A 21,422-nucleotide genomic window follows, 5' to 3' on the forward strand; every position below is an offset into this window, starting at 1 on the left:
GTCCGTTTCCCGGGTTATCGGCGATGGCAAAACAATATTGAGGTGCGCTGGCTTTTTTTTGCAGTGCGGCGTTATTCTCGACTGAAACGTTTCACCCATCAAAGAAAAAGAGGTGTCGTGCCATGGATCGTTTGCTGGATTCGCTGTTTCCCACTGCCGAGGAAATCCCCGAGGCCTGGCGCCTGGGGCCACCCCTGGAGCAACGCGACTACCTGGTGGACGGCGAACTGCGCCGCTGGGAAGGTCCGCTGGCCACGGTGCGCAGCCCGGTGTGGCTGAAACAGGACGATGGCAGCGAGCAGCAGGTGATCCTCGGCAGTGCCCCGCTGCTGGATGCCGACACCGCCCTCACCGCGCTGGACGCCGCCGTGCATGCCTATGACAAGGGGCGCGGGGCCTGGCCGACGATGCGCGTGGCCGAGCGCATCCGCCATGTCGAAGATTTTCTCGGGCGCATGCGCCAGCAACGCGAGGCGGTGGTGAAGCTGCTGATGTGGGAGATCGGCAAGAACCTCAAGGACGCCGAGAAGGAATTCGACCGCACCTGCGACTACATCGTCGATACCATCGGTGCCCTCAAGGAACTGGACCGCCGCTCAAGCCGTTTCGAACTGGAACAGGACACCCTCGGCCAGATCCGTCGCGCACCGCTTGGCGTCGCACTGTGCATGGGCCCCTACAACTACCCGCTCAACGAGACCTTCACCACCCTGATCCCGGCGCTGATCATGGGCAACACCGTGGTGTTCAAGCCGGCCAAGTTCGGCGTACTGCTCATCCGTCCGTTGCTCGAAGCCTTCCGCGACAGCTTCCCGGCCGGGGTGATCAACGTGATCTACGGCCGTGGCCGCGAAACCGTCAGCGCCCTGATGGCCAGCGGCAAGGTGGACGTGTTCGCCTTCATCGGCACCAACAAGGCCGCCAGCGACCTGAAGAAACTCCACCCCCGCCCGCATCGCCTGCGCGCGGCGCTGGGCCTGGATGCGAAGAACCCCGGCATCGTCCTGCCCGAGGTCGACCTGGACAATGCGGTCAACGAAGCCTTGACCGGCGCCCTGTCGTTCAACGGCCAGCGCTGCACGGCGCTGAAGATCCTGTTCGTCCACGAGCAGGTGGTGGAGGCCTTCCTCGAGAAATTCCAGGCCCGGCTCGCCGCGCTCAAGGCCGGCATGCCATGGACCCCGGGCGTGGGCCTGACCCCGCTGCCCGAACCCGGCAAGATCGACTACCTCAACGGCCTGGTGGCCGATGCCCTGGAGCATGGCGCCAGGGTGCTCAACCCCGGCGGCGGACAGAGCCGCGGTTCGTTCTTCTACCCCGCGCTGCTGTACCCGGTGAGCCCGGCGATGCGCGTCTACCACGAGGAACAGTTCGGCCCGCTGGTGCCGGTGGTGCCGTACCGCGACCTGCACACGGTAATCGACTATGTGCTGGACTCCGATTTCGGTCAGCAGCTCAGCCTGTTCGGGACCAACTCCAGGGATATCGGCATGCTGGTGGACACCTTCGCCAACCAGGTCGGCCGGATCAATATCAACGCCCAGTGCCAGCGCGGCCCCGACACGTTCCCGTTCAATGGCCGCAAGAACTCCGCCGAAGGCACCCTGTCGGTGCACGATGCGCTGCGGGTGTTTTCCATCAGGACCCTGGTGGCCACGCGATTCCAGGAAGCCAACAAGCAACTGATCAGCGACATCATCCGCAACCGCGAGTCGAGCTTCCTCACCACCGATTACATTTTCTGAGCACCGTCCGGCGGGCTTCATGCCCGCCTGTCCTGTGGTCGCACCAACGGATTTGCACTTTTGCCGATCCTGTACAAACATACAGGTCTACGTCCGAATATCGTTTTCGGAACGCGTCCATCGTTTTTGTACAGGAGGAACAGGCAATGGCAGCAAAACCCATCCCCGAGGGGGCGCACAGCATCACCCCCTACCTGGGCATCAAGGATGCCCACCAGGCCATCGATTTCTACAAGGCCGCCTTCGGCGCCGTCGAGATGTTCCGTCTCGAAGGCCCGGACGGCCGCATCGGCCACGCCGAACTGAAGATCGGCGACTCCTCGATCATGCTCGCCGAGCCCTGCGACCAGGCCTCGCTGGTCAGCAGCCAGTCGCAGCCGGGGGTTTCCGTCGGGCTGCATCTGTACGTGGAGGACGTCGATGCGCGCTATGCCCGGGCGATCGAGGCAGGCGCCACTCCGGTCAGCCCGGTGCAGGACCAGTTCTACGGTGATCGCAGCGGCACGCTGAAGGATCCGTTCGGCAACCTGTGGTTCGTTTCGACGCACAAGGAGGACCTCAGCCCGGAAGAGATCCGCGCGCGTGCGGCGAAGTTGTTTGGTGGCTAGCAAAGATCCAGAATGCGACGCGGACCCTGTGGGAGCGGGTTCACCCGCGATTACGTCGGTGGACTCACCATCGCAATCGCGGGTGAACCCGCTCCCCACAGGGTCCGCGTCGCACTTTAATTCGCACCCCAAGGACCTCCATGCGAATCATCGATAAAAACGCCGCCCTGATCCGCAGCCTCACCCCCGCCGAGGACGACCTGCTGCGCGGTTTCAACCGCGGCACCCTGGAAGGGCCGCGCCTGCTCCAGGCCAACCAGTTGCTGATGAAGATCCGTGGCGCGGGGCACTGGCTGGCCTGCGACTGCAATGCCAGGGCGATGCCGGTGCTCAACGTCACCCTGAACAGCCACACCGGCACGCTGTTCCTCAAGAACAACCCCGGCACCGCCGACCATGCCGCCGATTGCCCGTTCATCAAGGATGAGCGCGAAGCCGGCGACAGCGACACCCAGGACGCCCCGCCCGCCGCCTGGCTGGCCCCGGATGCGCCGCTACGCCTGCTCGGCGATTTCCGCCGCGCCGCAACCACGGACGCTGCTCCCGGCGTGGCCGGCAGCGGCGACAAGCGTGACCAGCACCGCCTGCTGTCCCTGCTGCTGACCTGGATCGAAGCCAGTGGCCTGAACGTTTATGCCACACACCTGAAAAAGGACCTCACCGCCCAGTTCGCCGAACTGCGCGGGGTCGCCGCGCGCTATCCGCTGATCGAGCGGGTCCCGGCCAGCAACTACCTGGAAACCCGCCTGGACATGAAGCACATGATGATGCTCAAGGCGCGCCTGCGGGACTCCACGGTATTCGGCAACCATCGTCGCCATGGGTTGCTGCTCGATTGCGTCAACCAGATCAAGGCGCGCAAGGTCTACAACGAGCGCAGCGAAGACGGCTTCGACTTCCAGGGGCATCATCTGCTCTGGGGTGGCAGCCGCACCCCGGGCCCGTTGCTGGCCCTGGCCCTTTATTCACCGACGAGTGCCGGCAGCCATTTCTACGAACTGATCCATATCGCAAGTGTGCCGGTACTGTCGCGCGGACACCTGTTCCCGGTGTTCCGCGACGAAGAGCGCGAGCCATTGAAAATGCTGGTGTCGCTGATCGACTGGATGGCCAGCAAGGGCGTGCGGGTGACCATGCGCCGACCGGTGATCGGTGGCCAGGTAATGGACGAGCTGGTGCTCAGTTCCGACCAGGACCGGGTGCTGTCCATTTCCCTGACCGAGAAACCCATGGGCCCGGAGCCGGAGGTGGAGCATTTCCGGCGCTACGCCGATTTCAAAGGGCTGGATACCTTCCGCAAATACGTGGCGGGGTTCTTCATGCGCGGGCGGGAATAACCCTATAGCCAAGCGCCACTGGTCGCCGCGCCCACCTGCGTGATCGCACAAATCTCCCCGGGCATCCCCCAATGAAGGGTATCCATGAAAAAAGGGAGTTCGATCATGAAACGTACAGCTTTAGCCGCCCTGCTCTTCAGTGCCCTGCTGGGCGGGCAGGCCATGGCCGATACCGGGCCGACCAACCCCACTTCGCCGGGAGTGGGCTCCGGTGTGCCACCGGAGATGCCGGCGCCAGGCAGCACCGACCCGCGCATCCAGGGCAGTGATCCAGGACGCCAGGGTGGTGCGCCAACCGACGGCACGGATCGCACCCGTCCGCCAACCATCGATGATCGCGGGACCGAGCGCGGCAACGAGCGCAACGGCACGGGGAGCGGGTCCGGCATGGGTGGCTCCGGTACCGGCATGGGTGGTTCAGGGTCAGGTAGTGGTACCGGCATGGGCGGGTCCGGTACAGGTACGGGCACCGGCTCCAGTACCGGCAGCGGTACCGGTTCGGGTGGTGGTCAATAACCTGTCTGTCGATGGTTCATCGCCGGTAGCCGTATCGCCGGCGATGGCCCCTTGGCTGAAATATTCTGAGAAAATCTTTCTCCGGCATGGTCTAACCTCCATCAGCCAGCATCCGCCCGCTCAAAGGAGGTGACTACCCATGGCCGCGGCTATCGCCCCCCGTCCACAAACACTGGAAATCGCTTATCTCAGGGATACCCTCCTGGGTGTATTGACCCGTACCGAAGAGTGCCAGGTGCAGCTCGAAGCCCTGAATATCGCCGGCAAGCCCGGCGTGCAGTTGCAGATCACTCCGCCGGTGCCTGAGCGCCTGGAACGGGCCCACACCCTGGTGTTCACCTGGCGCGGCCATCAATGCCGGGGCATCGTGCAGTCGGCACGACAATGCCACGACGGCAGCCTGCAACTGCGACTGGAACTCCAGTAAGGCTCAACGGCCGGTCAGCAGACGGGACACCCTTGCATGCTCGCGCTGCTGGCGAACCCGGCTGACCAACTCGGCCAGCGCCCTGCCATTGGGCAACTCGCTTAACTGGACGTCACGCACGGTCAGCGCCGGACGTCCGGCATCGGCGGGAAAATGCAAGGTCAGCGACATCCCGTCGCTACAGCTCACTTGGCAATGATCAGGCAGGAACGCCCCTTCGATCAGTTGGCGCAATTCCAGATCGCACACTCCATGCATAGGCATGATAAAGATCCTCCTCAGACCAGGATGGCCGTCCAAGTCAGAACCTGCCGTGCGCCGGCGTCCAATGGAAAAAAGCCATGTGCAAGCGCTTGCGCCATTGATGCCGGGCATCACCTCATGCCGTCGGATCTTGTACGTCCTGTGCGTGGGAGGGGCCCGCGACGACGTCGGTTCAACGGCGTGTCGCGGGCAGCGGACGAAAGGTCAGGCCCGGCTCATCTGGCCAAAGCGGCCGGCGTGGAAGTCCTCGAAGGCCTGGACGATTTCCGCCTCGCTGTTCATCACGAACGGGCCGTAGCCGACGATGGGTTCATCCAGCGGCTCGCCGCTCAACCAGAGCAGCATGGCATCGCTGTCGGCCTCGATGAGCACCTGGTCACCGTCGCGTTCGAACAGCACCAGCTCTGCGGCGCCGACGCTTTTTTCCGCATTGACCCGGACCGTGCCGCGCAGCACGACCAGGGCAGCATTGCGCCCTTGCGCGCCTGACAAGCGCAGCGATTTGCCCGCCTTCAGTTGCACGTCCAGGACGTCCATTGGCGTGAAGGTCCGCGCCGGGCCTTCATGACCAAGGTACTCGCCGGCAATGACCCGCAGGCTGCCGGCCTCGTCCGCCAGGGCAACCCGTGGGATATCCGCGTCCAGCAGCGTTTGGTAGCCCGCCGGTGCCGATTTGTCGCGGGCTGGCAGGTTGACCCAGAGCTGGACCATTTCCAGCATGCCGCCGCTCCTGGCGAACGATGGCGCATGGAATTCCTCGTGGATGATCCCCCCGGCGGCGGTCATCCATTGCACGTCACCCGGGCCGATGAAGCCGCCGGCACCGCTGGAGTCGCGGTGCTCGAGTTCGCCCTGGTAGACGATGGTCACCGTCTCGAAACCGCGATGGGGATGCTCGCCCACGCCACGCCGGGCGCTGGTCGGTGAGAAATGCTGCGGCCCAGCATAATCCAGCAGCAGGAACGGGCTGATATGCCGCGCCAGGTTGTCGTAGCTGAACAGACTGCGCACCGGAAAACCGTCGCCGACCCAATGGGCGGGCGGGGCCTGGTACACACCGTGGATCTTTTTCATGAGAAACCTCCTCGTTGCATGGACAACACCATACCCATGCAAACAAAGCGGCGGTAGAGGGCAAAAAGCGCTTTCACTGTTCCACTGATGGAACGATCAAGCCCTTTTGAACTGCGGCTCCGCAGCGGCCTGCAACAGCCAGGCTTCGACGCGGTGGGCGCTTTCGTGAGGGTCCTCCTGCATGAAGCAGTGCCCGCCAGCGACCTTTTGCGGCACCACGTTCGGGTTAAGGCGGGCCCAGCGCGCCAGGGACAGCGGGACGAAGGGGTAGGTCTGCTCGCCATGCAGCACCAGGGTCGGGGTCTGCACACGAGACAGCGACGCCCACATGCGTTTCGGAAAGGAACTGAAGATTTCCACTTCGCGGCTCGGTCGACAGCGCAGCACCACGCCCGCACCGCACTCGCCGATGGCATGGGTGACATACGCCTGCAAAGCCGCTTCGCTCCAGCCCTTGAAGATACCGCGGCCTTGCAGCGAATCATGCGCCGCCTGGCGATCGGGCCAATAGCTGCGGCGGGTCGCGGCCTTGCGTGCCAGGCCATGGCGACGATGCATGCCGAACCAGCTGGCCACCCCCATCACGCCGATCATCGAGCGGCTGAACACCACCGGATCGAGCAGCACGGCACGCTGGAACAGCCGCGGTTGCAGTTCCAGCATGAGCCCGGTCAGCACCCCGCCGAAGCTATGGCCAACGGCGAAACAAGGCACGTCCCCATACTCCCCGCGTCCGGCATCGAAGGCTTCCAGCGCCAGTTCGGCACTGCGGTTCCAGCCCACGAAGGGCCCGCCGTGATCGCTGTCGCCATGGCCCTGCACGTCGCTCAGCCACAGGTCGAAATGCACCGCCAGCAACTCCAGCAGTGGCTGGTAGGCCAGGCAGCAGAAGCCGTTGCCATGGATGAAATGCAGCAGCGGCTTGCCGCTGGCCGGCGAACGCCAGCCGCGCAGGGTGAAGCGTTCGGCGCAATCATGCGCCCAGGGGATCAGTTCCATCGGGGCTCGCAGCGGGATTCAGGAAAAACCCGATTCTACAAACACCAGCGGATACAGCGAAAGCACCAGCAGTGTCGCCATCAGCAGGTTAAACAGCCGAAGCCGGCGGGGATCCTGCAAGAACCGCCGCAAGGCGCTGCCGAACATGACCCAGACACACACCGACGGCAGGTTGACCAGGCAGAACACCAGGGCGATGACGATGACATTGACCAGGTAACCCTGGGCCGGCGTATAGGTGGTGATCGCGCCGACCGCCATCACCCAGGCCTTGGGGTTGACCCACTGGAACGCGGCCGCACCGAAGAAGCCCAGGGGCTTGCGGCTTTGCGGCGAGGCCGCCGACATCGGACCGGACGTGGCGATCTTCCAGGCCAGGTACAGCAAGTAGGCCGCCCCGACATAGCGCAGCACCGTATAGATCACCGGATAGACCTTGAACACTTCGCCCAGGCCCAACCCCACCGCCATCACCATGACCATGAAACCGATGCTCACACCCAGCGCATGCGGGACGCTGCGACGCACGCCGAAGTTCACCCCGGAAGCCATCAGCATGGTGTTGTTCGGGCCGGGTGTGATGGACGAAACGAAAGCGAACAGCACGAAGGCTGACAGCAGGTTCAGGGAGGTGAGCAGCATGGCGGTCGATCCTGGTTGTTGTGGGATCCACCCTACAGTGCACGGGCGAACGCAGACCGGTACAGCCAGGGAGAATTAATCAGGTACACCACAGTGTTAAGCGCCTGCATGGACTTCCGGGCTGCGGGCAGCCTCTACAACGCGGTTGTTCTGGACTACGATGTCGCCACCCTTTTCCTACGGGACTTCTCCATGCCTCTGAACATCCGCCCTGCCCGCCCCGAAGACGCTGCCCAGATCCTCGCCTTCATCACCGAACTTGCCGACTACGAACGTGCCCGCCATGAGGTGGTCGCCACCGTCGAGCACATCCAGCGCAGCCTGTTCGCCGCCGACAGCAGCGCCAGGGCGCTGATCTGCGAACGCGACGGCCAGGCGATCGGCTTCGCGGTGTATTTCTTCAGCTACTCGACCTGGCTGGGGCAAAACGGCCTGTACCTGGAAGACCTCTACGTCACGCCGGAAGCCCGTGGCACGGGCGCAGGCAAATTGCTCCTGCGGCACCTGGCGCGACTGGCCTGCGACAATGACTGCGGCCGCTTCGAGTGGAGCGTGCTGGACTGGAACCAACCCGCCATCGACTTCTACAAATCCATCGGCGCCGAGCCCCAGGACGAATGGGTACGCTACCGCATGGACGGCGAAACCCTGCGCGCCTTCGCCAGGGGCTGATGGCGCGACCACAAGGGACTGCCCGGGATAACCACACATGGCCGTGAAAGCTAATACCCAGACCTTTACCATCCTCGCCCAGGACCCGGCGGTGCAACGCGCGCCCGGGCAGCCGCTGTTCGCCCGGGTTTCCGTGCCCCTGGAACGGCTGGCCGACGGCCCCACCGGCTACCGGGTCAAGGTGGTCGATTTCGATGCCGACGCCAATCGCCTGTACCTGCCGCATCACTACCAACAGGCACCGGACGACAAGGCGATCGATCCCTTCGATCCGCCGGATGCCAGCCTGCTCGGGCGTCCGGATTTCCATTGCCAGCAGGTCTATGCGGTGATCATGCGCACCCTGGCGCGCTTCGAGCTGGCCCTGGGGCGACGCGTGGCCTGGGGCTTCGACGGCCATCAGCTGCATGTGGTGCCCCATGCCTTCGTCGAGGCCAACGCCTTCTATTCCCGTGAAGACCGCGCCCTGCTCTTCGGTTACTTCCAGGATGACCAGCAGGACTGGGTGTTCACCTGCCTGTCCCACGACATCGTCGCCCACGAGACCACCCACGCCATTCTCGACGGCCTGCGCGCCGGCTTCATGCGTGCCTCGGGCCCGGACCAGGCGGCTTTCCATGAGGGCTTCGCCGATGTGATCGCGCTACTTTCGGTGTTCTCCCTGCGCGAGGTGGTCGAGTTCGCCCTGACCTGCCACCGCGGCCTGCCGATCCAGCGCCAGGGCAGTGTCCGCCTGGTCGATGGCGCTTCGCTGCAGATCGATGCGCTGGCCGATACCCTGCTGTTCGGCCTTGGCGAACAGTTCGGCCAGGCCGTCAGCGGACTGCGCGCCAACCCGCTGCGCCGCTCGGTGCAACTACGTCCTTCCACCGCCTGGCTGGAGAGTGCCGAGTACGACGAGCCTCACGCCCGCGGCGAAATCTTTTCCGCCGCCATGCTGCGCTGCATGCTGGAACTGTGGGTGGCGCGCTGCCAGGACCTCGGCACCTTCGGCGACAACCTGTACAACCTCGACGCGGTCATCGACGAGGGCGCCAAGGCCGCGGACCAGTTGCTGACCATCGCCATCCGCGCCCTCGACTATTCACCGCCACTGGACCTGGAGTTCGGCGACTATCTCGCCGCGCTGCTGACGGTCGATACGCAAGTGGCACCGGACGATTCGCGTTTCAGCTACCGACAGATCATCCGCGACACCTTCGCCGCCTATGGCATCCAGCCCCCTGCCGGACGCACCGACCCGGATGGCTGCTGGCTGACGTTCGCCGACAACGACAAGGTGCGCTATCAGAACAGCCATTTCGACTCGATGCTGCGCGATTCCGAGGAAGTGTTTCGGTTTCTCTGGGAAAACCGCGAAGTACTGCAGATCGACGAGCGCGCCTACACCGAAGTGGTCTCGGTGCGCCCCAGCCTGCGTTTCGGACCGGACGGCTTCATCCTGCGCGAGACCGTTTGCGAGTTCACCAGCCGGATCAACCTGTTCGGCGCCGAGTTCACCTCGGTGTTCAAGGAGCCGCGTCCCGAGTGGCTGAAATCCACCACGCCATTCACCGTGTATGGTGCCGGCACCTTGATCTTCGACCAGTACGGGCGGATCAAGTACTGCATCCAGCGTCCGCTGACCGACGCCCGCTGGCAGGTACGTCGCCTGGAATGGCTGTACGGACCGGGCAGCGATGCCGTGGAGCCCGGCTCCGCCGCCGACCTCACCCGTATCCACCGCGCCCGGGCCATGCAAGTGCCCTCGGAGACCCGTCCATGAGCCCGATCCGCCTGCACCTGTTCGCCTACCAGGTCGGTTTCGGCGACTGCTTCCTGCTGCGCTTCGTCTACCCGGACGACACTCGCCGCCATCTGTTGATCGACTTCGGCACCGTCGGCATGCCCGCCGGTGTCGACAAGGCCACGCAAATGCTGCGTATCGCCAACGACATCGCGGACAAGTGCGCCGGCAAGCTCGACGCCCTGGTCGCCACGCACCGGCATGCCGACCATATCAGCGGGTTCGACCCGCTCAAGAAGGGCAACGGCCCCGGCAGCATCATTGCCCGGTTGAACCCCGATGTGGTGCTGCAACCCTGGACGGAACAGCCGGACCTGGCCGAAAACGCCACTGCCCCGCTGGCCGCAGGCCATGCCCAGGCCCTGGCCGGGATGAACGAGGTGGCGCGCCGGTTGAAAGCGCGGCTGGATACCGGGCCCAAGGGACTGGCGCCGGAGCTGAACCGGCGCCTGGGCTTTCTTGGCGAGAACAACATCGCCAACAAGGGCGCGGTGAACAACCTGATCGCCATGGGCACCCGCCCGGGTGCCCGGGCGGTCTACGCCCATTTCGGCAGCGACGACCCGCTGAGCGATGTGTTGCCGGGAATTCGCACGCGGGTACTCGGCCCGCCCACCGTGGAGCAAAGCGCCGAGGTCCGCCGGGAACGACGCACCGATCCGGAGTACTGGCTGCGCGCACCCTTGCTGTTCGCCCGCAAGAGCAGCGCTGGCAGCGCGGCCTCGCCCTTCCCCGACGCCCCCGGGATACGCGGTAGCAAGTTGCCGCAGAGTGCCCGCTGGATTGCCGGAAGGGTGCGTGAGGCCAGGGGTGCGCAGTGGTTGTCCATCGTCACCGCGCTGGACAAGGCGATGAACAACACCAGCCTGATCCTGCTGTTCGAGGCCGGCGGCAAGAAACTGCTGTTTCCCGGCGACGCGCAGATCGAGAACTGGCGCTATGCCCTCAACCAGCCGGAGATCGCTGAACTGCTGAAGTCGGTCGACCTGTACAAGGTCGGCCACCATGGCAGCCTCAATGCTACGCCGAAGACGCTGTGGAACGGCTTCAGCAAGAAAGGTGAAGCGCAAACTGCCGGGCGCCTGACCAGCGTGCTGTCCACCCTGCCCGGCCAATACGGCGGCAAAAGCGCAGGCGCCAACACCGAAGTGCCGCGGGTGCCGCTGCTCAACGAACTGGCCAAGGACTCCGACCTGCATGACACCCACAGGCTGGCAGCGGACGCGCTGTATGACGAAGTGATCCTCGAACTCTGAGTGTCACTCCCGCACCGCATAGCGCTGCGCCAGTACCGCGCACACCATCAGCTGGATCTGGTGGAACAGCATCAGCGGCAGGATCAGCGTCCCCACTGCGCCACCGGCGAACAGCAGCTGCGCCATCGGTACGCCGGTGGCCATGCTTTTCTTCGAGCCGGCAAACAGGAGGGTGATGCGGTCTTCCAGGCTGAACCCGAGCCAGCGCCCCAGGCTGCGGGTAGACCACAGCACCAGGGCGAGCAGCAGGCAGCAGACCAGGGCCAGGCCGAGCAGCTTCGAGGGTGGCACCGATCGCCATAGCCCGCTGACCACCGCATCGCTGAAGGCGGTATAGACCACCAGCAGGATCGAACCCTGGTCCACCGACTTCAGCCAGCCGCTATTGCGCGCCACCCAGGCACCGAGCCACGGACGGGCCAGTTGCCCTGCCACGAAGGGCACCAGCAGTTGCAGGATGATCGCCCACACCGCCTGCAGGTTAGAGCCGCTATCGCCCTCCACCCCCATCAGCAGCATCACCAGCAGGGGCGTCAGCACGATGCCCAGCAGGCTCGAGGCCGCCGCACTGCAAATCGCCGCCGGCACGTTGCCCCGGGCCAGCGAAGTAAAGGCGATCGCCGACTGCACCGTGGCCGGCAATGCGCACAGATACAGCACGCCGAGGTACAGGGCATCGCCCACCAACGGCAGGATCAGCGGCTTCAACAACAGCCCGAACAACGGGAACATGACGAAGGTGCAGGCGAACACCAGCAGGTGCAGGCGCCAATGTCCCGCCCCGGCGAGCACCGCCTCGCGCGAGAGCTTGGCGCCGTGCAGGAAGAACAGCAGGCCGATAGCCAGATGGGTCAGGGTTTCGAAGACTGCCGCTGCGTTACCGGAGGCCGGCAGCCAGGTAGCGATGGCGATCACCGCGAGCAAGGCCAGGGTGAAGTTGTCGAAGAGCAACCGCAGGTGTTTCATCGGGTGTTTTCCACGGGTTGTTGTGAGGTGCGCAAGACGATAGGGTGTTCGCCACGTTCCGGCTAACGCCAGAAACCCGGTAATGTCGTCGAATGGACAACATCGTGCACTTGAATGAACTCGCCAACCTGCCCCGCCCGCTCTACGGGCAGCGCGACAGCTTGCCGAACATTGCCCTGGACTACCGGCATCGGCATGCCTGGGGCCAGCTTTCCCATGCCCTGCACGGCGTATTGCAGGTGCATACCGATAACGCCCGGCTGGTGGTGCCGCCGCACCGCGCGGTGTGGATTCCGCCCGGTTCGATGCATCGTGTCGAAAGCACGGCCGATGCCTGCATCCGCAGCCTCTATATCGATGCGGCGCAGTCGCCATGGCCGGGCCAGGAGTGCCGGGTGATCGCCGTCGATCCGTTGCTGCGCGAGCTGATCCGCGCATTCGGCGAGTTGCCGGTCGAGTACGACCAGGAGGCCGCCGATGGACGCCTGGCGCAGGTCCTGCTGGACCGCCTGTGCCTGGCCGAACAGCTTGACCTGGTCCTGCCCCAGCCCCGCGACCCGCGCTTGCGCGCCCTGTGCGGCCAGGCCACGGCACGGCCTTGGGCGGATATCCGGCTGGGCGAGGCCAGCCGCAAGGCTGGCGTCAGCGAAAAGACCTTCAGCCGACTGTTTCTCAAGGAAACCGGGATGACCTTCCGGACCTGGCGCCAGCGCATGCGCCTGGTCAGCGCCCTGCCGGCACTGGAGCGCGGCGAACGGGTTACCGACGTGGCGCTGGCCTGCGGCTATGAATCGCTGTCGGCATTCAGTGCGGCATTCGCCAGGCTGTTCGGCTTGTCTCCCGGCGAACTGGCCCGGGGCGGCAGCATGACGCAGGCCTGAATGAGAAGCGCTTGCTATGCTGGCGCAGCGATTTTCCCGTCACTACAACAAGGAATCGACCTTTGAAAGCTGCCTGCGTACTGCTTCTGGGCCTTTTGCCCCTCATGGCCCACGCCGCGCAAGTCGGCGAGCGCCTTGCGCCCTTCACCCTGAACGACCAGCATGACCAGGCGTTCACCCTCGACGCCAGCACCCGGGTGTTGCTGGCCGCCAGCGACATGGACGGCGCGAAGCTGGTCAAGGCCGCGCTGGCCGACCGGCCCAAGGGCTGGCTGGAAGCGCGCCACACGGTGTTCGTCGCCGATATCCAGGGCATGCCAGCGCTGATCGGCAAGCTTTTCGCCATACCGAAGATGCGCGACTACAGCTACCGCGTGGTGCTCGATCGCGAAGGCCAGGTGGTTCCGCAGTACGCAGTGCCCGCAGGCCAGGTGCAATGGCTGCAACTGGAAGACGGCAAGCTGGTGTCGAAGCGTTCGTTCAGCGATGCCGAGGCCCTGGGCAAGGCTCTTGCCGAGCTGCCGCAAGGCTGAGCTTCACGCCTCCAGGCCGCGGTCCACGAACCAGGTCAGCGGCAAGGTCAGCAGCAGGGTCGCCGCCAGTACCATCAAGGCCAGCGGCATCCCGCCAAGATCCCCCAGGCGCCCGAAAACGATGGGCGCCAGTGCCCCGCCACCGATGGTCCCGGTATAGAACAGGGCAAAGGCCTGCTCGCGCTGCCCCGGCGCAGCCAGTTCCGGAACCACACCGTAGAGCACCGACGAGGTGCCGTTCAGGACCAACCCCAGCAGCGGCAGCAGGATCATCAAGGCATTCAACGGCAGGTACACCGCAGCGACGATCAGTGCAGCGGTCAACGACTCGCTGAACCACACGGTTTTCAACAGCCCGACCCGTGCACCCAGGTAGCCGCAGATCAGCTTGCCGAAAGCGCCGCCGATAAACAGCAGCGTCAGGGCCAGGCCGATACCGGCGGTACCGGCGCCCTTGTCGCTGAGCAGGAATGGCAGGAAGGTGAGGAAACCCATGCGCACCGCACTGTCGAGAAACCCGGTCGCCAGCAGGGCGCGAAGGCCGCCCGGCGAGCCCTTGCCCTCCCCGATCCCGGCCTTGCCGGCAGTGGTGGCGGACGGGTCGATATGACGGGGTATCAGCAGGTACATGCCCAGCGCGGCCAACAGGCCCAGCACACCGGCCAGGGTTACGCTGAGGCGCCAGCTCATCACTGTCAGCGACACACCGACCAATGCCGGAACCAAGGTCTTGCCGATGTCACCGGCGAAGTTGTAATGCGATAGCGCCTGCTTCACCTGGCGCCCCGGCGCATGGGTGTCGGTAACCAGCGAAGAGGCCAGCGGATGCTGGGTGCTGGCACCGAGGCCACCCAGCACCAGCGCCGCCAGCAAGGCTGCCAGCCCGCCAGCCTGGCCGGCCAGCAGATAGGCGATGCCCACCAGGGCAGTGCCGCCGATGAGCAGGGCCCGCCGTCCGAAGCGCCTGGCTGCGCGGCTGGCGAGTAATTGAAAGCCGGCCATGGTTGCGGAGTACGCGCCGCGCATCAGGCCGATCTGCGCGTAGCTGAGCCCGAACTGGGTTTGCCAGATCGGCAGCAGGACATAGATCAGGTCGGTCAGGCCATCGTTGACCGCATGGGCACCGCACGCCGCCAGCAGGGCGCGGCGGCGCGGGGAAGCGGTTTGGGTCTGGCCTGAAACAGCGGCCGGGCAGGCATCGGACATGACTGGCAATCCACTGCTAATTGGATCCACTCATTAAAACAGTAACAAAATATTAACGCGACCCTGTTTTTCGGGCCGCTTTCATCAACCCGGAATTTCCGGCTCGACCAGATTGGCCAACTGGTTCAGAGATTCCTGCCAGCCCAGGTAGCAGCTTTCCAGGGGGATGAGATCAGGCAAGCCTGCCTGGACGATATTCACCTCGGTGCCGCACGAGACGCTGTTGAAGGTGATGGTGACGGTGATTTCCCCCGGCAGGCCGGGATCGTCGAAGCGATCGGTATAGCGGATGCGTTCGTTCACCAGCAATTCTTGGTATTCGCCGCCGAAGGCGTGGCGCTGGCCGCTGGAAAAATTGCTGAACGACATTTTGTAGGTGCCGCCGACCCGCGCATCGAGATGATCGACCTTGCAGGTGAAGCCATGGGGCGGTAGCCACTTGGCCATGGCGTCGGCATCGAGGAAAGCACGGTAGACCCGCTCGACGGGGGCCTTGAAGACACGGTGCAGGCGCACGGCATTGTTGCTCATGGACGCTATCCTTGTGGTTTATCCGGACGAGGCTATCAGTGAAGCCCAGCCCCGCGACAACGTCCAGCCGTGGCCTGCACCGGCCCTGTCAGCGCTCGCTTTCGAAGCGGTCGCTGACCAGGATCGCCTGCGCCAGCTCTTCATCGCTGGCCTGCAGGCCAGGGTTTTCCTGGCGTACACGCTGCAACACGGCTTCCAGGTAGGCGCCGCGGATCGCGCCACCGCTGGCCACGAAGCTGGACGCCTCGTCCCGGGCCGGGATGATGCGCTTGTCGTCCTTGAAGGTGGAATACAGCGAGGCCGAGACGCCGGCCGAGGTGGCGACATCACCTGCGTCCACGCGGGCCAGCGCCGAACCAACAGGCAGGCAAAGCAACAATGAAGATACGAGCAAAATACGCCGCATGACGAAGTCCTCCGGTCTACCTGAACGGAATTGTCAGGTATTACCCAGTCTAGGATTCATTTCCCCGGGTCGGAGTTCCCTAGCGGGTTCTGCTAGGGTGGCGGTTTTTCCGCCGTGGACCCTTCGTCAATGCGCTTCCCCACCCTCCTCCTGCTATGTACCTGCCCGCTGCTTGCCGTGGCAGACCCTGCCTTCGACAGCCAGGTGCGCAGTGCCGCCGAACGCGTCATGCGCGACAACGGCGTTGCCGGCCTGGCGATCGCCATCAGCGACCATGGAAAACAGTACTTCTACGAGTTCGGCGTGGCCGACAAGGCCACGGGACAAGCGGTCAGCCGCGACACCCTGTTCGAGCTGGGCTCGATCAGCAAGACCTTCACCGCCACCCTCGCCGCCCGGGCGCAGATCGACAAGCGCCTGTCGCTACACGCCAGCGCCGCCGAATACCTGCCGGAGCTGGCGGGCACTGCGTTCGGCAGGCTGAGCCTGATCAACCTGGCCACCCACAGCAACGGCGGCATGCCCCTGCAACTACCGGACGGAATCTCCAACCAGGCGCAGTTGTTCGACTGGCTCAGGCACTGGCAACCCGAGCATGCAGCGGATGGCTGGCGTGCCTATGCCAACCCGGGGATCGGCATGCTCGGAGTGATCACCGCACGGCAACTGGGCACCTCGTTCGTCAGCGCCATGCAGGAGCAACTGCTGCCGGAGCTCGGCCTCGAACACACCTACGTGCAGGTCCCGGCCAGTCAGCAGGCGCTCTATGCCCGCGGATATGACAAGAATGACGCTCCCGTGCGGGTCAACCCCGGGGTGCTGGCCGACGAAGCCTACGGCGTCAAAAGCAGCAGCCGCGACATGCTGCGCTACGTCGAGGCCCATCTTGGCCGGGTGCAACTGGCCGCGCCGCTGAAGCAGGCGCTGGACGACACCCGCCGCGGCTACTACAAACGCGGCGCGATGACCCAGGAGCTGATCTGGGAACATTACGATTACCCCCTCGCGTTGCAGACCTTGCTCGATGGCAATGACAACCGCTATGCGCTGGCCGGCAGCCCCGTAAACGCGATCAATCCACCGTTGGCACCACAGTCGAAAGCCTGGGTGAACAAGACCGGGGCCACCAACGGTTTTGGCGCCTATGTGGCGTTCGTGCCGGAGCAGCAACGCGCAGTGGTGTTGCTGGCCAACCGCAATTATCCGAACGGGGAGCGGGTGAAACTGGCCTGGCGGTTGTTCGAGTTGCTGGATGAGCAGCGGTAGACCTAAGGGCTTGCGCCTTGGCTTGCAGATTTGCAGGAGAATTCGCACAGCAATTCCGGTAGGCTCTGGCTTTTCCCAACAGGAGTACTTCCCCATGGCCCGAGCCACTGCCCGCCACATCCTCGTCAGCAGCGAAGACAAGTGCAACGAACTGAAGGCACAGATCGAAGCCGGCGCGGACTTCGCCGAAGTCGCCAAAGCCAACTCCACCTGCCCGTCCAGCCGCCAGGGCGGCGACCTGGGCTCCTTCGGTCCGGGCCAGATGGTCAAGGAATTCGATACCGTGGTGTTCAGCGCCCCGATCAACGTGGTGCAGGGTCCGGTGAAAACCCAGTTCGGCTACCACCTGCTGGAAGTGACCAGCCGCCAGGACTGATCGGTCTTGATTGGCAAGGCCATCCTGGCCTTGGGGGGCTGCCTCGCAGCCCTTCTGGGGTTCAACGCCCAGGCCGCCCCCACCCACGCCCTTACCGTCTACGGCGAGGCGCCGCGCTATCCGCAGCACTTCAGCCATTTCCAGTACACCAACCCGGACGCTCCGAAGGGCGGCAGCCTGCGCCGCTCGGCCATCGAGATCGGCCAGTTCGACCATATCCTGCCGTATATCGACAAGGGCATCGGCGTCAGCGAGATCGACGGCTGGCTGTACTCGCCCCTGGCCGTCCGCTCGCTGGACGAGCCCTACACCGTCTACGGCCTGGTCGCCCGGCGCATGGAGCGGGCCGACGATGGCCTGTGGCTGCGCTTCTACCTTGATCCGAAGGCCCGTTTCGCCGATGGCAAGCCCATCCGTGCCGAAGACGTGCGCTTCACCTACGACCTGCTGCTGCGCGAAGGCAACCTGAAATACCGCACCCAGTTCGCCGATGTCGCCGATGTGGTGGTCGAGTCGCCGACCCAGGTGCGCTTCGACTTCAAGACCAGCCAGAACCGCACCCTGCCCCTGGACCTCGCGTCGCTGCCGGTGCTGCCGGAACACTGGTGGCGCGGTCGCGATTTCGCCAACGGCGGCGGCTTCGAGGCACCGCTGGGAAGCGGCCCGTACAAGGTCGGGCGGATCGACAATGGCCGCAGCATCACCTTCGAGCGCGACCGCGACTGGTGGGGCAAGGACCTGCCGGTCAACCGCGGGCGCTACAACTTCGACCAGTTGCGCATCGAATACTTCGGCGATACCGACGTGGCGCGGCAAGTCCTGCGCGGTGGTGGCTACGACTACAACCGCGAGTTTTCCGCCACCGGCTACACCATCGGCTACGCCGGGCCGGCCCTGGACGATGGACGCCTGCAACGCGCCCACCTGGCCAGGGAAGCGCCGCAGAACGCCCAGGGCTATGTGTTCAACCTGCAACGCCCGATGTTCCAGGACCGCCGCGTACGCCAGGCCATCGCCCTGCTCTGGGACTTCGAATGGAGCAACCGGCGGATGATGCGCGACCTGTACATCCGCCAGCAAAGCTACTTCGCCAACAGCCCGCTGGCCGCCCGCGAGTTGCCGGATGCCGAGGAACTGAAGATCCTCGAACCACTGCGCGGGCAGGTTCCCGACGAGGTGTTCACCCGCGTCTTCGAGGCACCGCGTACCGACGGTTCGGGGATCATCCGCGACAAGCAACTGCAGGCCCTGGCGCTGCTGGGCGAGGCCGGTTGGCACCCGGACGGCGATCGCCTGGTGAATGCCGCTGGCGAGCCGCTGAGCTTTACCTTTCTCAACGGCCAGAACGGCATGGAGCGCCTGCTGCTGCCCTGGAAGCGCACCCTGGCGCAGATCGGCATCGACATGCAGATCCGCCGCGTGGATTCGGCGCAGTACGTCAACCGCCTGATGGCGCGGGACTACGACATGATCGTCACCGGCTATCCGGTCAGCCCCTCGCCGGGGCTGGAGCTGTACAGCTATTTCGGCTCTGCCGCGGCCAAGGATCCGGGCTCCAACAACTTCATGGTCCTGCAGAGCCCGGTGGTGGACCGCTTGATCGACGGCCTGGTGCGTGCCGACACCCAGGCCGGCATGCAGCGCCATGCCCACGCGCTGGACCGGGTGCTGCAATGGAACTACTACTGGATCCCCAACTATTACCCGCCGGGTACCTCCAGCGTATGGTGGAACCGCTTCGGCCTGCCGAAGGTCGCCGCGGCCAATGACCCGGCGCTGGACACCTGGTGGGAAGTCAGCCCGACCGCGCTGACCAACGAGCAGATGGCGCAGCGCACGGGAGGCCAGCCATGACCGCGTATATCCTGCGGCGCCTGCTGCTGGTCATCCCGACGCTGCTGGTGATCCTGCTGGTCAACTTCGTCATCGTCCAGGCCGCTCCTGGCGGGCCGGTGGAGCAGGCCGTGGCGCGGCTGCAGGGCATTGGCGCCGGCGCACCGGGCGGCGCCTCGGTGCAACTGGACTCACGCGCCAGCCGCGGCCTTGACCCGGCCTTGCTGGAAACCATCAAGAAGCAGTACGGCTTCGACAAGTCGGCGCCGGAACGCTTGTGGTTGATGCTTTGCAGCTACGCCCGGCTGGACTTTGGCAACAGCTTCTTCCGGGGAGCCAAGGTCACCGACCTGATCCTCGACAAGATGCCGGTGACCCTGTCCCTTGGCTTCTGGGCGACCCTGATCACCTACCTGGTATCGATCCCCCTCGGTATCCGCAAGGCCGTGCGCCATGGCAGCGCATTCGATGCCTGGAGCAGCAGCCTGATCGTGATCGGCTATGCCCTGCCCGCCTTCCTTTTCGCCCTGCTGCTGATCGTGCTGTTCGCCGGTGGCACCTCGCTGAACTGGTTCCCGGTGCGCGGGCTGGTTTCGGAGAACTTCGCCGAACTGAGCCTGGTGGGCAAGGTCGCCGACTATTTCTGGCACCTGGTGCTGCCGGTGGGTGCCCTGGTGATCGGCGGTTTCGCCACCCTGACCCTGCTGACCAAGAATGCCTTCCTCAACGAGATCACCCGCCAGTACGTGATCACCGCCAAGGCCAAGGGCCTCACCGAACGCCGGGTGCTCTACGGCCATGTGTTCCGCAACGCCATCCTGCTGGTGGTGGCCGGGCTGCCACAGGCGCTGATTACCGTGTTCTTTGCCGGCTCGCTGATGATCGAGGTGATCTTTTCCCTCGACGGCCTGGGACGCATGAGCTATGACGCGGCGGTGAGCCGCGACTATCCGGTGGTGTTCGGCACCCTGTTCATCTTTACCCTGTTCGGTTTGCTGATCCGTCTGGTCGGCGACCTCTGCTACACCCTGGTCGATCCGCGCATCGACTTCGCCACGAGGGCGCACTGATGATCTGCCTGTCGCCCATCGCCCAGCGTCGCTGGCAACGTTTTCGCAAGAATCGCCGCGGCTGGTTCTCGCTCTGGGCGTTCGCCGCCCTGCTCACCCTGAGCCTGGGGGCCGAGTTGATCGCCAATGACAAGCCACTGCTGCTCAAGTACGAAGGCAGCCTGTATTTCCCGGCGTTCAAGCGCTACACCGAGCAGCAGTTCGGCGGCCAGTTGCCCTTCCAGCCGGACTATCGCAGCCAGTACGTGCGCCAGCTGATCGAGGGCAACGGCGGCTGGATGCTGTTCCCGCCGATCCCGTTCAGCGCCGATACGCCGAACTACGACCTGCAGGTACCGGCGCCGAGCCCGCCTTCGGCCAGCAACTGGCTCGGCACCGACGACCAGGCGCGGGACGTGCTGGCCCGGGTGATCTACGGCACGCGCGTGTCGATCCTGTTCGCCGTGGCCCTGACCCTGATCTCCACGCTGATCGGCGTGACCGCCGGGGCACTGCAGGGCTACCACGGCGGTTGGGTCGATCTGCTCGGGCAGCGCCTGCTGGAGGTCTGGTCCGGCTTGCCGGTGCTCTACCTGCTGATCATCCTCAGCGGCTTCGTCGAGCCGGATTTCTGGTGGCTGCTGGGAATCATGGCGCTGTTTTCCTGGCTGGCACTGGTGGACGTGGTGCGCGCCGAGTTCCTGCGCGGGCGCAACCTCGAGTACGTCCAGGCTGCCCGTGCCATGGGCCTGCCGGACCGCCTGGTGATCATCCGGCATATCCTGCCCAACGCGATGAACGCCACCCTCACCTACCTGCCGTTTATCCTCACGGGCGCCATCTCGACCCTGACCGCCCTGGACTTCCTCGGCTTCGGCATGCCTGCCGGCAGTGCCTCGCTGGGTGAGCTGGTCAACCAGGGCAAGCAGAACCTGCAGGCGCCCTGGCTGGGCTTCACCGCATTCTTCGCCCTGGCCCTGATCCTGACCCTGCTGGTGTTCGTCGGCGACGCTCTGCGCGAAGCCTTCGACCCACGAGCCTGAGCCCTA

At 64.9% G+C, this 21,422-nt stretch carries 23 protein-coding genes; 15 read left to right on the forward strand and 8 right to left on the reverse strand.

Annotated features, from left to right (window positions below):
• Positions 1–122 precede the first annotated feature (122 nt).
• From ACPFMA_RS14820 to ACPFMA_RS14840, 5 genes are all read left to right on the forward strand, one after another.
• A complete protein-coding gene (locus ACPFMA_RS14820; RefSeq protein ID WP_064304603.1) occupies positions 123–1,745 on the forward strand; it encodes an NADP-dependent glyceraldehyde-3-phosphate dehydrogenase in 1,623 nt (540 codons plus the stop codon).
• Positions 1,746–1,891: 146 nt separating this feature from the next.
• Positions 1,892–2,353, forward strand: a complete 462-nt coding sequence (locus tag ACPFMA_RS14825) for a VOC family protein (protein ID WP_064304604.1) — start codon at positions 1,892–1,894, stop codon at positions 2,351–2,353.
• Positions 2,354–2,493: 140 nt separating this feature from the next.
• Entirely contained in the window at positions 2,494–3,690 is a 1,197-nt protein-coding gene (locus tag ACPFMA_RS14830) for a hypothetical protein (protein WP_425928082.1), read from the forward strand.
• A gap of 105 nt (positions 3,691–3,795) precedes the next feature.
• Positions 3,796–4,206, forward strand: coding sequence for a hypothetical protein (locus tag ACPFMA_RS14835; RefSeq protein ID WP_425928083.1), 411 nt, complete (start codon positions 3,796–3,798; stop codon positions 4,204–4,206).
• A 139-nt stretch (positions 4,207–4,345) separates the two neighbouring features.
• The gene (locus ACPFMA_RS14840; RefSeq protein WP_420056409.1) at positions 4,346–4,633 is read left to right on the forward strand and encodes a hypothetical protein; all 288 of its coding nucleotides are present in this window, start codon (positions 4,346–4,348) and stop codon (positions 4,631–4,633) included.
• A gap of 3 nt (positions 4,634–4,636) precedes the next feature.
• Here ACPFMA_RS14840 and ACPFMA_RS14845 read toward each other — a convergent pair whose 3' ends face one another.
• The 4 genes from ACPFMA_RS14845 to ACPFMA_RS14860 form a co-directional block, all read right to left on the reverse strand.
• The gene (locus ACPFMA_RS14845; RefSeq protein WP_064304608.1) at positions 4,637–4,897 is read right to left on the reverse strand and encodes a DUF1652 domain-containing protein; all 261 of its coding nucleotides are present in this window, start codon (positions 4,895–4,897) and stop codon (positions 4,637–4,639) included.
• Between the two features lie 204 nt (positions 4,898–5,101).
• A complete protein-coding gene (locus ACPFMA_RS14850) occupies positions 5,102–5,971 on the reverse strand; it encodes a pirin family protein (RefSeq protein ID WP_064304609.1) in 870 nt (289 codons plus the stop codon).
• Between the two features lie 96 nt (positions 5,972–6,067).
• Entirely contained in the window at positions 6,068–6,970 is a 903-nt protein-coding gene (locus ACPFMA_RS14855) for an alpha/beta fold hydrolase (RefSeq protein WP_425928084.1), read from the reverse strand.
• 18 nt (positions 6,971–6,988) lie between these two features.
• Positions 6,989–7,612: a LysE family translocator gene (locus ACPFMA_RS14860; protein WP_009397010.1), complete on the reverse strand. Its 624-nt coding sequence runs from the start codon at positions 7,610–7,612 to the stop codon at positions 6,989–6,991.
• A gap of 192 nt (positions 7,613–7,804) precedes the next feature.
• On the opposite strand from ACPFMA_RS14860, the gene ACPFMA_RS14865 reads away from it, so the two are divergent.
• From ACPFMA_RS14865 to ACPFMA_RS14875, 3 genes are read left to right on the forward strand one after another with little or no spacing between them, the layout of a single operon-like run.
• Positions 7,805–8,284 carry a GNAT family N-acetyltransferase gene (locus ACPFMA_RS14865; RefSeq protein ID WP_279897562.1) on the forward strand — a complete coding sequence of 160 codons (480 nt, stop codon included), beginning with the start codon at positions 7,805–7,807 and terminating at the stop codon, positions 8,282–8,284.
• 37 nt (positions 8,285–8,321) lie between these two features.
• Positions 8,322–10,049, forward strand: a complete 1,728-nt coding sequence (locus ACPFMA_RS14870; RefSeq protein WP_420056405.1) for a hypothetical protein — start codon at positions 8,322–8,324, stop codon at positions 10,047–10,049.
• On the forward strand, positions 10,046–11,326 hold the full coding sequence (locus tag ACPFMA_RS14875) for a hypothetical protein (protein WP_420056404.1): 1,281 nt from the start codon (positions 10,046–10,048) through the stop codon (positions 11,324–11,326). Before ACPFMA_RS14870 ends, ACPFMA_RS14875 begins: the two co-directional genes overlap by 4 nt.
• Positions 11,327–11,329: 3 nt before the next feature.
• Here ACPFMA_RS14875 and ACPFMA_RS14880 read toward each other — a convergent pair whose 3' ends face one another.
• On the reverse strand, positions 11,330–12,292 hold the full coding sequence (locus ACPFMA_RS14880; protein ID WP_064304613.1) for a bile acid:sodium symporter family protein: 963 nt from the start codon (positions 12,290–12,292) through the stop codon (positions 11,330–11,332).
• 92 nt (positions 12,293–12,384) lie between these two features.
• Here ACPFMA_RS14880 and ACPFMA_RS14885 point away from each other — a divergent pair, with 92 nt between their 5' ends.
• Together ACPFMA_RS14885 and ACPFMA_RS14890 are read left to right on the forward strand one after the other, a co-directional pair.
• Positions 12,385–13,173 carry an AraC family transcriptional regulator gene (locus tag ACPFMA_RS14885; RefSeq protein ID WP_425928085.1) on the forward strand — a complete coding sequence of 263 codons (789 nt, stop codon included), beginning with the start codon at positions 12,385–12,387 and terminating at the stop codon, positions 13,171–13,173.
• 62 nt (positions 13,174–13,235) lie between these two features.
• Positions 13,236–13,706 (forward strand): FAD/FMN-containing dehydrogenase, encoded by a 471-nt coding sequence (locus tag ACPFMA_RS14890; protein ID WP_425928086.1) that lies wholly within the window; start codon positions 13,236–13,238, stop codon positions 13,704–13,706.
• A 3-nt stretch (positions 13,707–13,709) separates the two neighbouring features.
• Here ACPFMA_RS14890 and ACPFMA_RS14895 read toward each other — a convergent pair whose 3' ends face one another.
• The 3 genes from ACPFMA_RS14895 to ACPFMA_RS14905 all read right to left on the reverse strand — a co-directional run bounded on the left by ACPFMA_RS14895 (position 13,710) and on the right by ACPFMA_RS14905 (position 15,849).
• Positions 13,710–14,912 carry an MFS transporter gene (locus ACPFMA_RS14895; RefSeq protein ID WP_425928087.1) on the reverse strand — a complete coding sequence of 401 codons (1,203 nt, stop codon included), beginning with the start codon at positions 14,910–14,912 and terminating at the stop codon, positions 13,710–13,712.
• 84 nt (positions 14,913–14,996) lie between these two features.
• A complete protein-coding gene (locus tag ACPFMA_RS14900; RefSeq protein WP_425928088.1) occupies positions 14,997–15,443 on the reverse strand; it encodes an SRPBCC family protein in 447 nt (148 codons plus the stop codon).
• A gap of 88 nt (positions 15,444–15,531) precedes the next feature.
• Positions 15,532–15,849, reverse strand: a complete 318-nt coding sequence (locus ACPFMA_RS14905; protein ID WP_009396993.1) for a DUF2388 domain-containing protein — start codon at positions 15,847–15,849, stop codon at positions 15,532–15,534.
• Between the two features lie 129 nt (positions 15,850–15,978).
• On the opposite strand from ACPFMA_RS14905, the gene ampC reads away from it, so the two are divergent.
• The 5 genes from ampC (at position 15,979) to ACPFMA_RS14930 (ending at position 21,416) form a co-directional block, all read left to right on the forward strand.
• A complete protein-coding gene (gene ampC / locus ACPFMA_RS14910; RefSeq protein ID WP_425928089.1) occupies positions 15,979–17,115 on the forward strand; it encodes a class C beta-lactamase in 1,137 nt (378 codons plus the stop codon).
• Between the two features lie 94 nt (positions 17,116–17,209).
• The gene (locus tag ACPFMA_RS14915; protein WP_064304619.1) at positions 17,210–17,491 is read left to right on the forward strand and encodes a peptidylprolyl isomerase; all 282 of its coding nucleotides are present in this window, start codon (positions 17,210–17,212) and stop codon (positions 17,489–17,491) included.
• 6 nt (positions 17,492–17,497) lie between these two features.
• Positions 17,498–19,345: an extracellular solute-binding protein gene (locus ACPFMA_RS14920; RefSeq protein WP_425928090.1), complete on the forward strand. Its 1,848-nt coding sequence runs from the start codon at positions 17,498–17,500 to the stop codon at positions 19,343–19,345.
• On the forward strand, positions 19,342–20,394 hold the full coding sequence (locus tag ACPFMA_RS14925) for a microcin C ABC transporter permease YejB (RefSeq protein ID WP_064304620.1): 1,053 nt from the start codon (positions 19,342–19,344) through the stop codon (positions 20,392–20,394). Before ACPFMA_RS14920 ends, ACPFMA_RS14925 begins: the two co-directional genes overlap by 4 nt.
• Complete coding sequence (locus tag ACPFMA_RS14930; RefSeq protein ID WP_420056394.1) at positions 20,394–21,416, forward strand: ABC transporter permease; 1,023 nt, start codon at positions 20,394–20,396, stop codon at positions 21,414–21,416. The genes ACPFMA_RS14925 and ACPFMA_RS14930 overlap by 1 nt, the downstream gene beginning before the upstream one ends.
• Positions 21,417–21,422 lie beyond the last annotated feature (6 nt).

Origin of the sequence: Pseudomonas sp. NyZ201, assembly GCF_049860765.1 — a bacterium.
GTDB classification, from domain to species: Bacteria; Pseudomonadota; Gammaproteobacteria; order Pseudomonadales; family Pseudomonadaceae; genus Aquipseudomonas; species Aquipseudomonas bharatica.

Excerpts from the sequence above, each read along its gene's own strand:
- ACPFMA_RS14885 (WP_425928085.1), top strand. The coding sequence starts at position 12,385 with ATGGACAACATCGTGCACTTGAATGAACTCGCCAACCTGCCCCGCCCG.
- ampC (WP_425928089.1), top strand. The coding sequence starts at position 15,979 with ATGCGCTTCCCCACCCTCCTCCTGCTATGTACCTGCCCGCTGCTTGCC.
- ACPFMA_RS14915 (WP_064304619.1), top strand. The coding sequence starts at position 17,210 with ATGGCCCGAGCCACTGCCCGCCACATCCTCGTCAGCAGCGAAGACAAG.
- ACPFMA_RS14860 (WP_009397010.1), bottom strand. The coding sequence starts at position 7,612 with ATGCTGCTCACCTCCCTGAACCTGCTGTCAGCCTTCGTGCTGTTCGCT.
- ACPFMA_RS14930 (WP_420056394.1), top strand. The coding sequence starts at position 20,394 with ATGATCTGCCTGTCGCCCATCGCCCAGCGTCGCTGGCAACGTTTTCGC.
- ACPFMA_RS14875 (WP_420056404.1), top strand. The coding sequence starts at position 10,046 with ATGAGCCCGATCCGCCTGCACCTGTTCGCCTACCAGGTCGGTTTCGGC.
- ACPFMA_RS14830 (WP_425928082.1), top strand. The coding sequence starts at position 2,494 with ATGCGAATCATCGATAAAAACGCCGCCCTGATCCGCAGCCTCACCCCC.
- ACPFMA_RS14840 (WP_420056409.1), top strand. The coding sequence starts at position 4,346 with ATGGCCGCGGCTATCGCCCCCCGTCCACAAACACTGGAAATCGCTTAT.
- ACPFMA_RS14880 (WP_064304613.1), bottom strand. The coding sequence starts at position 12,292 with ATGAAACACCTGCGGTTGCTCTTCGACAACTTCACCCTGGCCTTGCTC.
- ACPFMA_RS14870 (WP_420056405.1), top strand. The coding sequence starts at position 8,322 with ATGGCCGTGAAAGCTAATACCCAGACCTTTACCATCCTCGCCCAGGAC.
- ACPFMA_RS14925 (WP_064304620.1), top strand. The coding sequence starts at position 19,342 with ATGACCGCGTATATCCTGCGGCGCCTGCTGCTGGTCATCCCGACGCTG.
- ACPFMA_RS14835 (WP_425928083.1), top strand. The coding sequence starts at position 3,796 with ATGAAACGTACAGCTTTAGCCGCCCTGCTCTTCAGTGCCCTGCTGGGC.
- ACPFMA_RS14825 (WP_064304604.1), top strand. The coding sequence starts at position 1,892 with ATGGCAGCAAAACCCATCCCCGAGGGGGCGCACAGCATCACCCCCTAC.
- ACPFMA_RS14850 (WP_064304609.1), bottom strand. The coding sequence starts at position 5,971 with ATGAAAAAGATCCACGGTGTGTACCAGGCCCCGCCCGCCCATTGGGTC.
- ACPFMA_RS14865 (WP_279897562.1), top strand. The coding sequence starts at position 7,805 with ATGCCTCTGAACATCCGCCCTGCCCGCCCCGAAGACGCTGCCCAGATC.
- ACPFMA_RS14895 (WP_425928087.1), bottom strand. The coding sequence starts at position 14,912 with ATGTCCGATGCCTGCCCGGCCGCTGTTTCAGGCCAGACCCAAACCGCT.
- ACPFMA_RS14845 (WP_064304608.1), bottom strand. The coding sequence starts at position 4,897 with ATGCCTATGCATGGAGTGTGCGATCTGGAATTGCGCCAACTGATCGAA.
- ACPFMA_RS14905 (WP_009396993.1), bottom strand. The coding sequence starts at position 15,849 with ATGCGGCGTATTTTGCTCGTATCTTCATTGTTGCTTTGCCTGCCTGTT.
- ACPFMA_RS14855 (WP_425928084.1), bottom strand. The coding sequence starts at position 6,970 with ATGGAACTGATCCCCTGGGCGCATGATTGCGCCGAACGCTTCACCCTG.
- ACPFMA_RS14820 (WP_064304603.1), top strand. The coding sequence starts at position 123 with ATGGATCGTTTGCTGGATTCGCTGTTTCCCACTGCCGAGGAAATCCCC.
- ACPFMA_RS14900 (WP_425928088.1), bottom strand. The coding sequence starts at position 15,443 with ATGAGCAACAATGCCGTGCGCCTGCACCGTGTCTTCAAGGCCCCCGTC.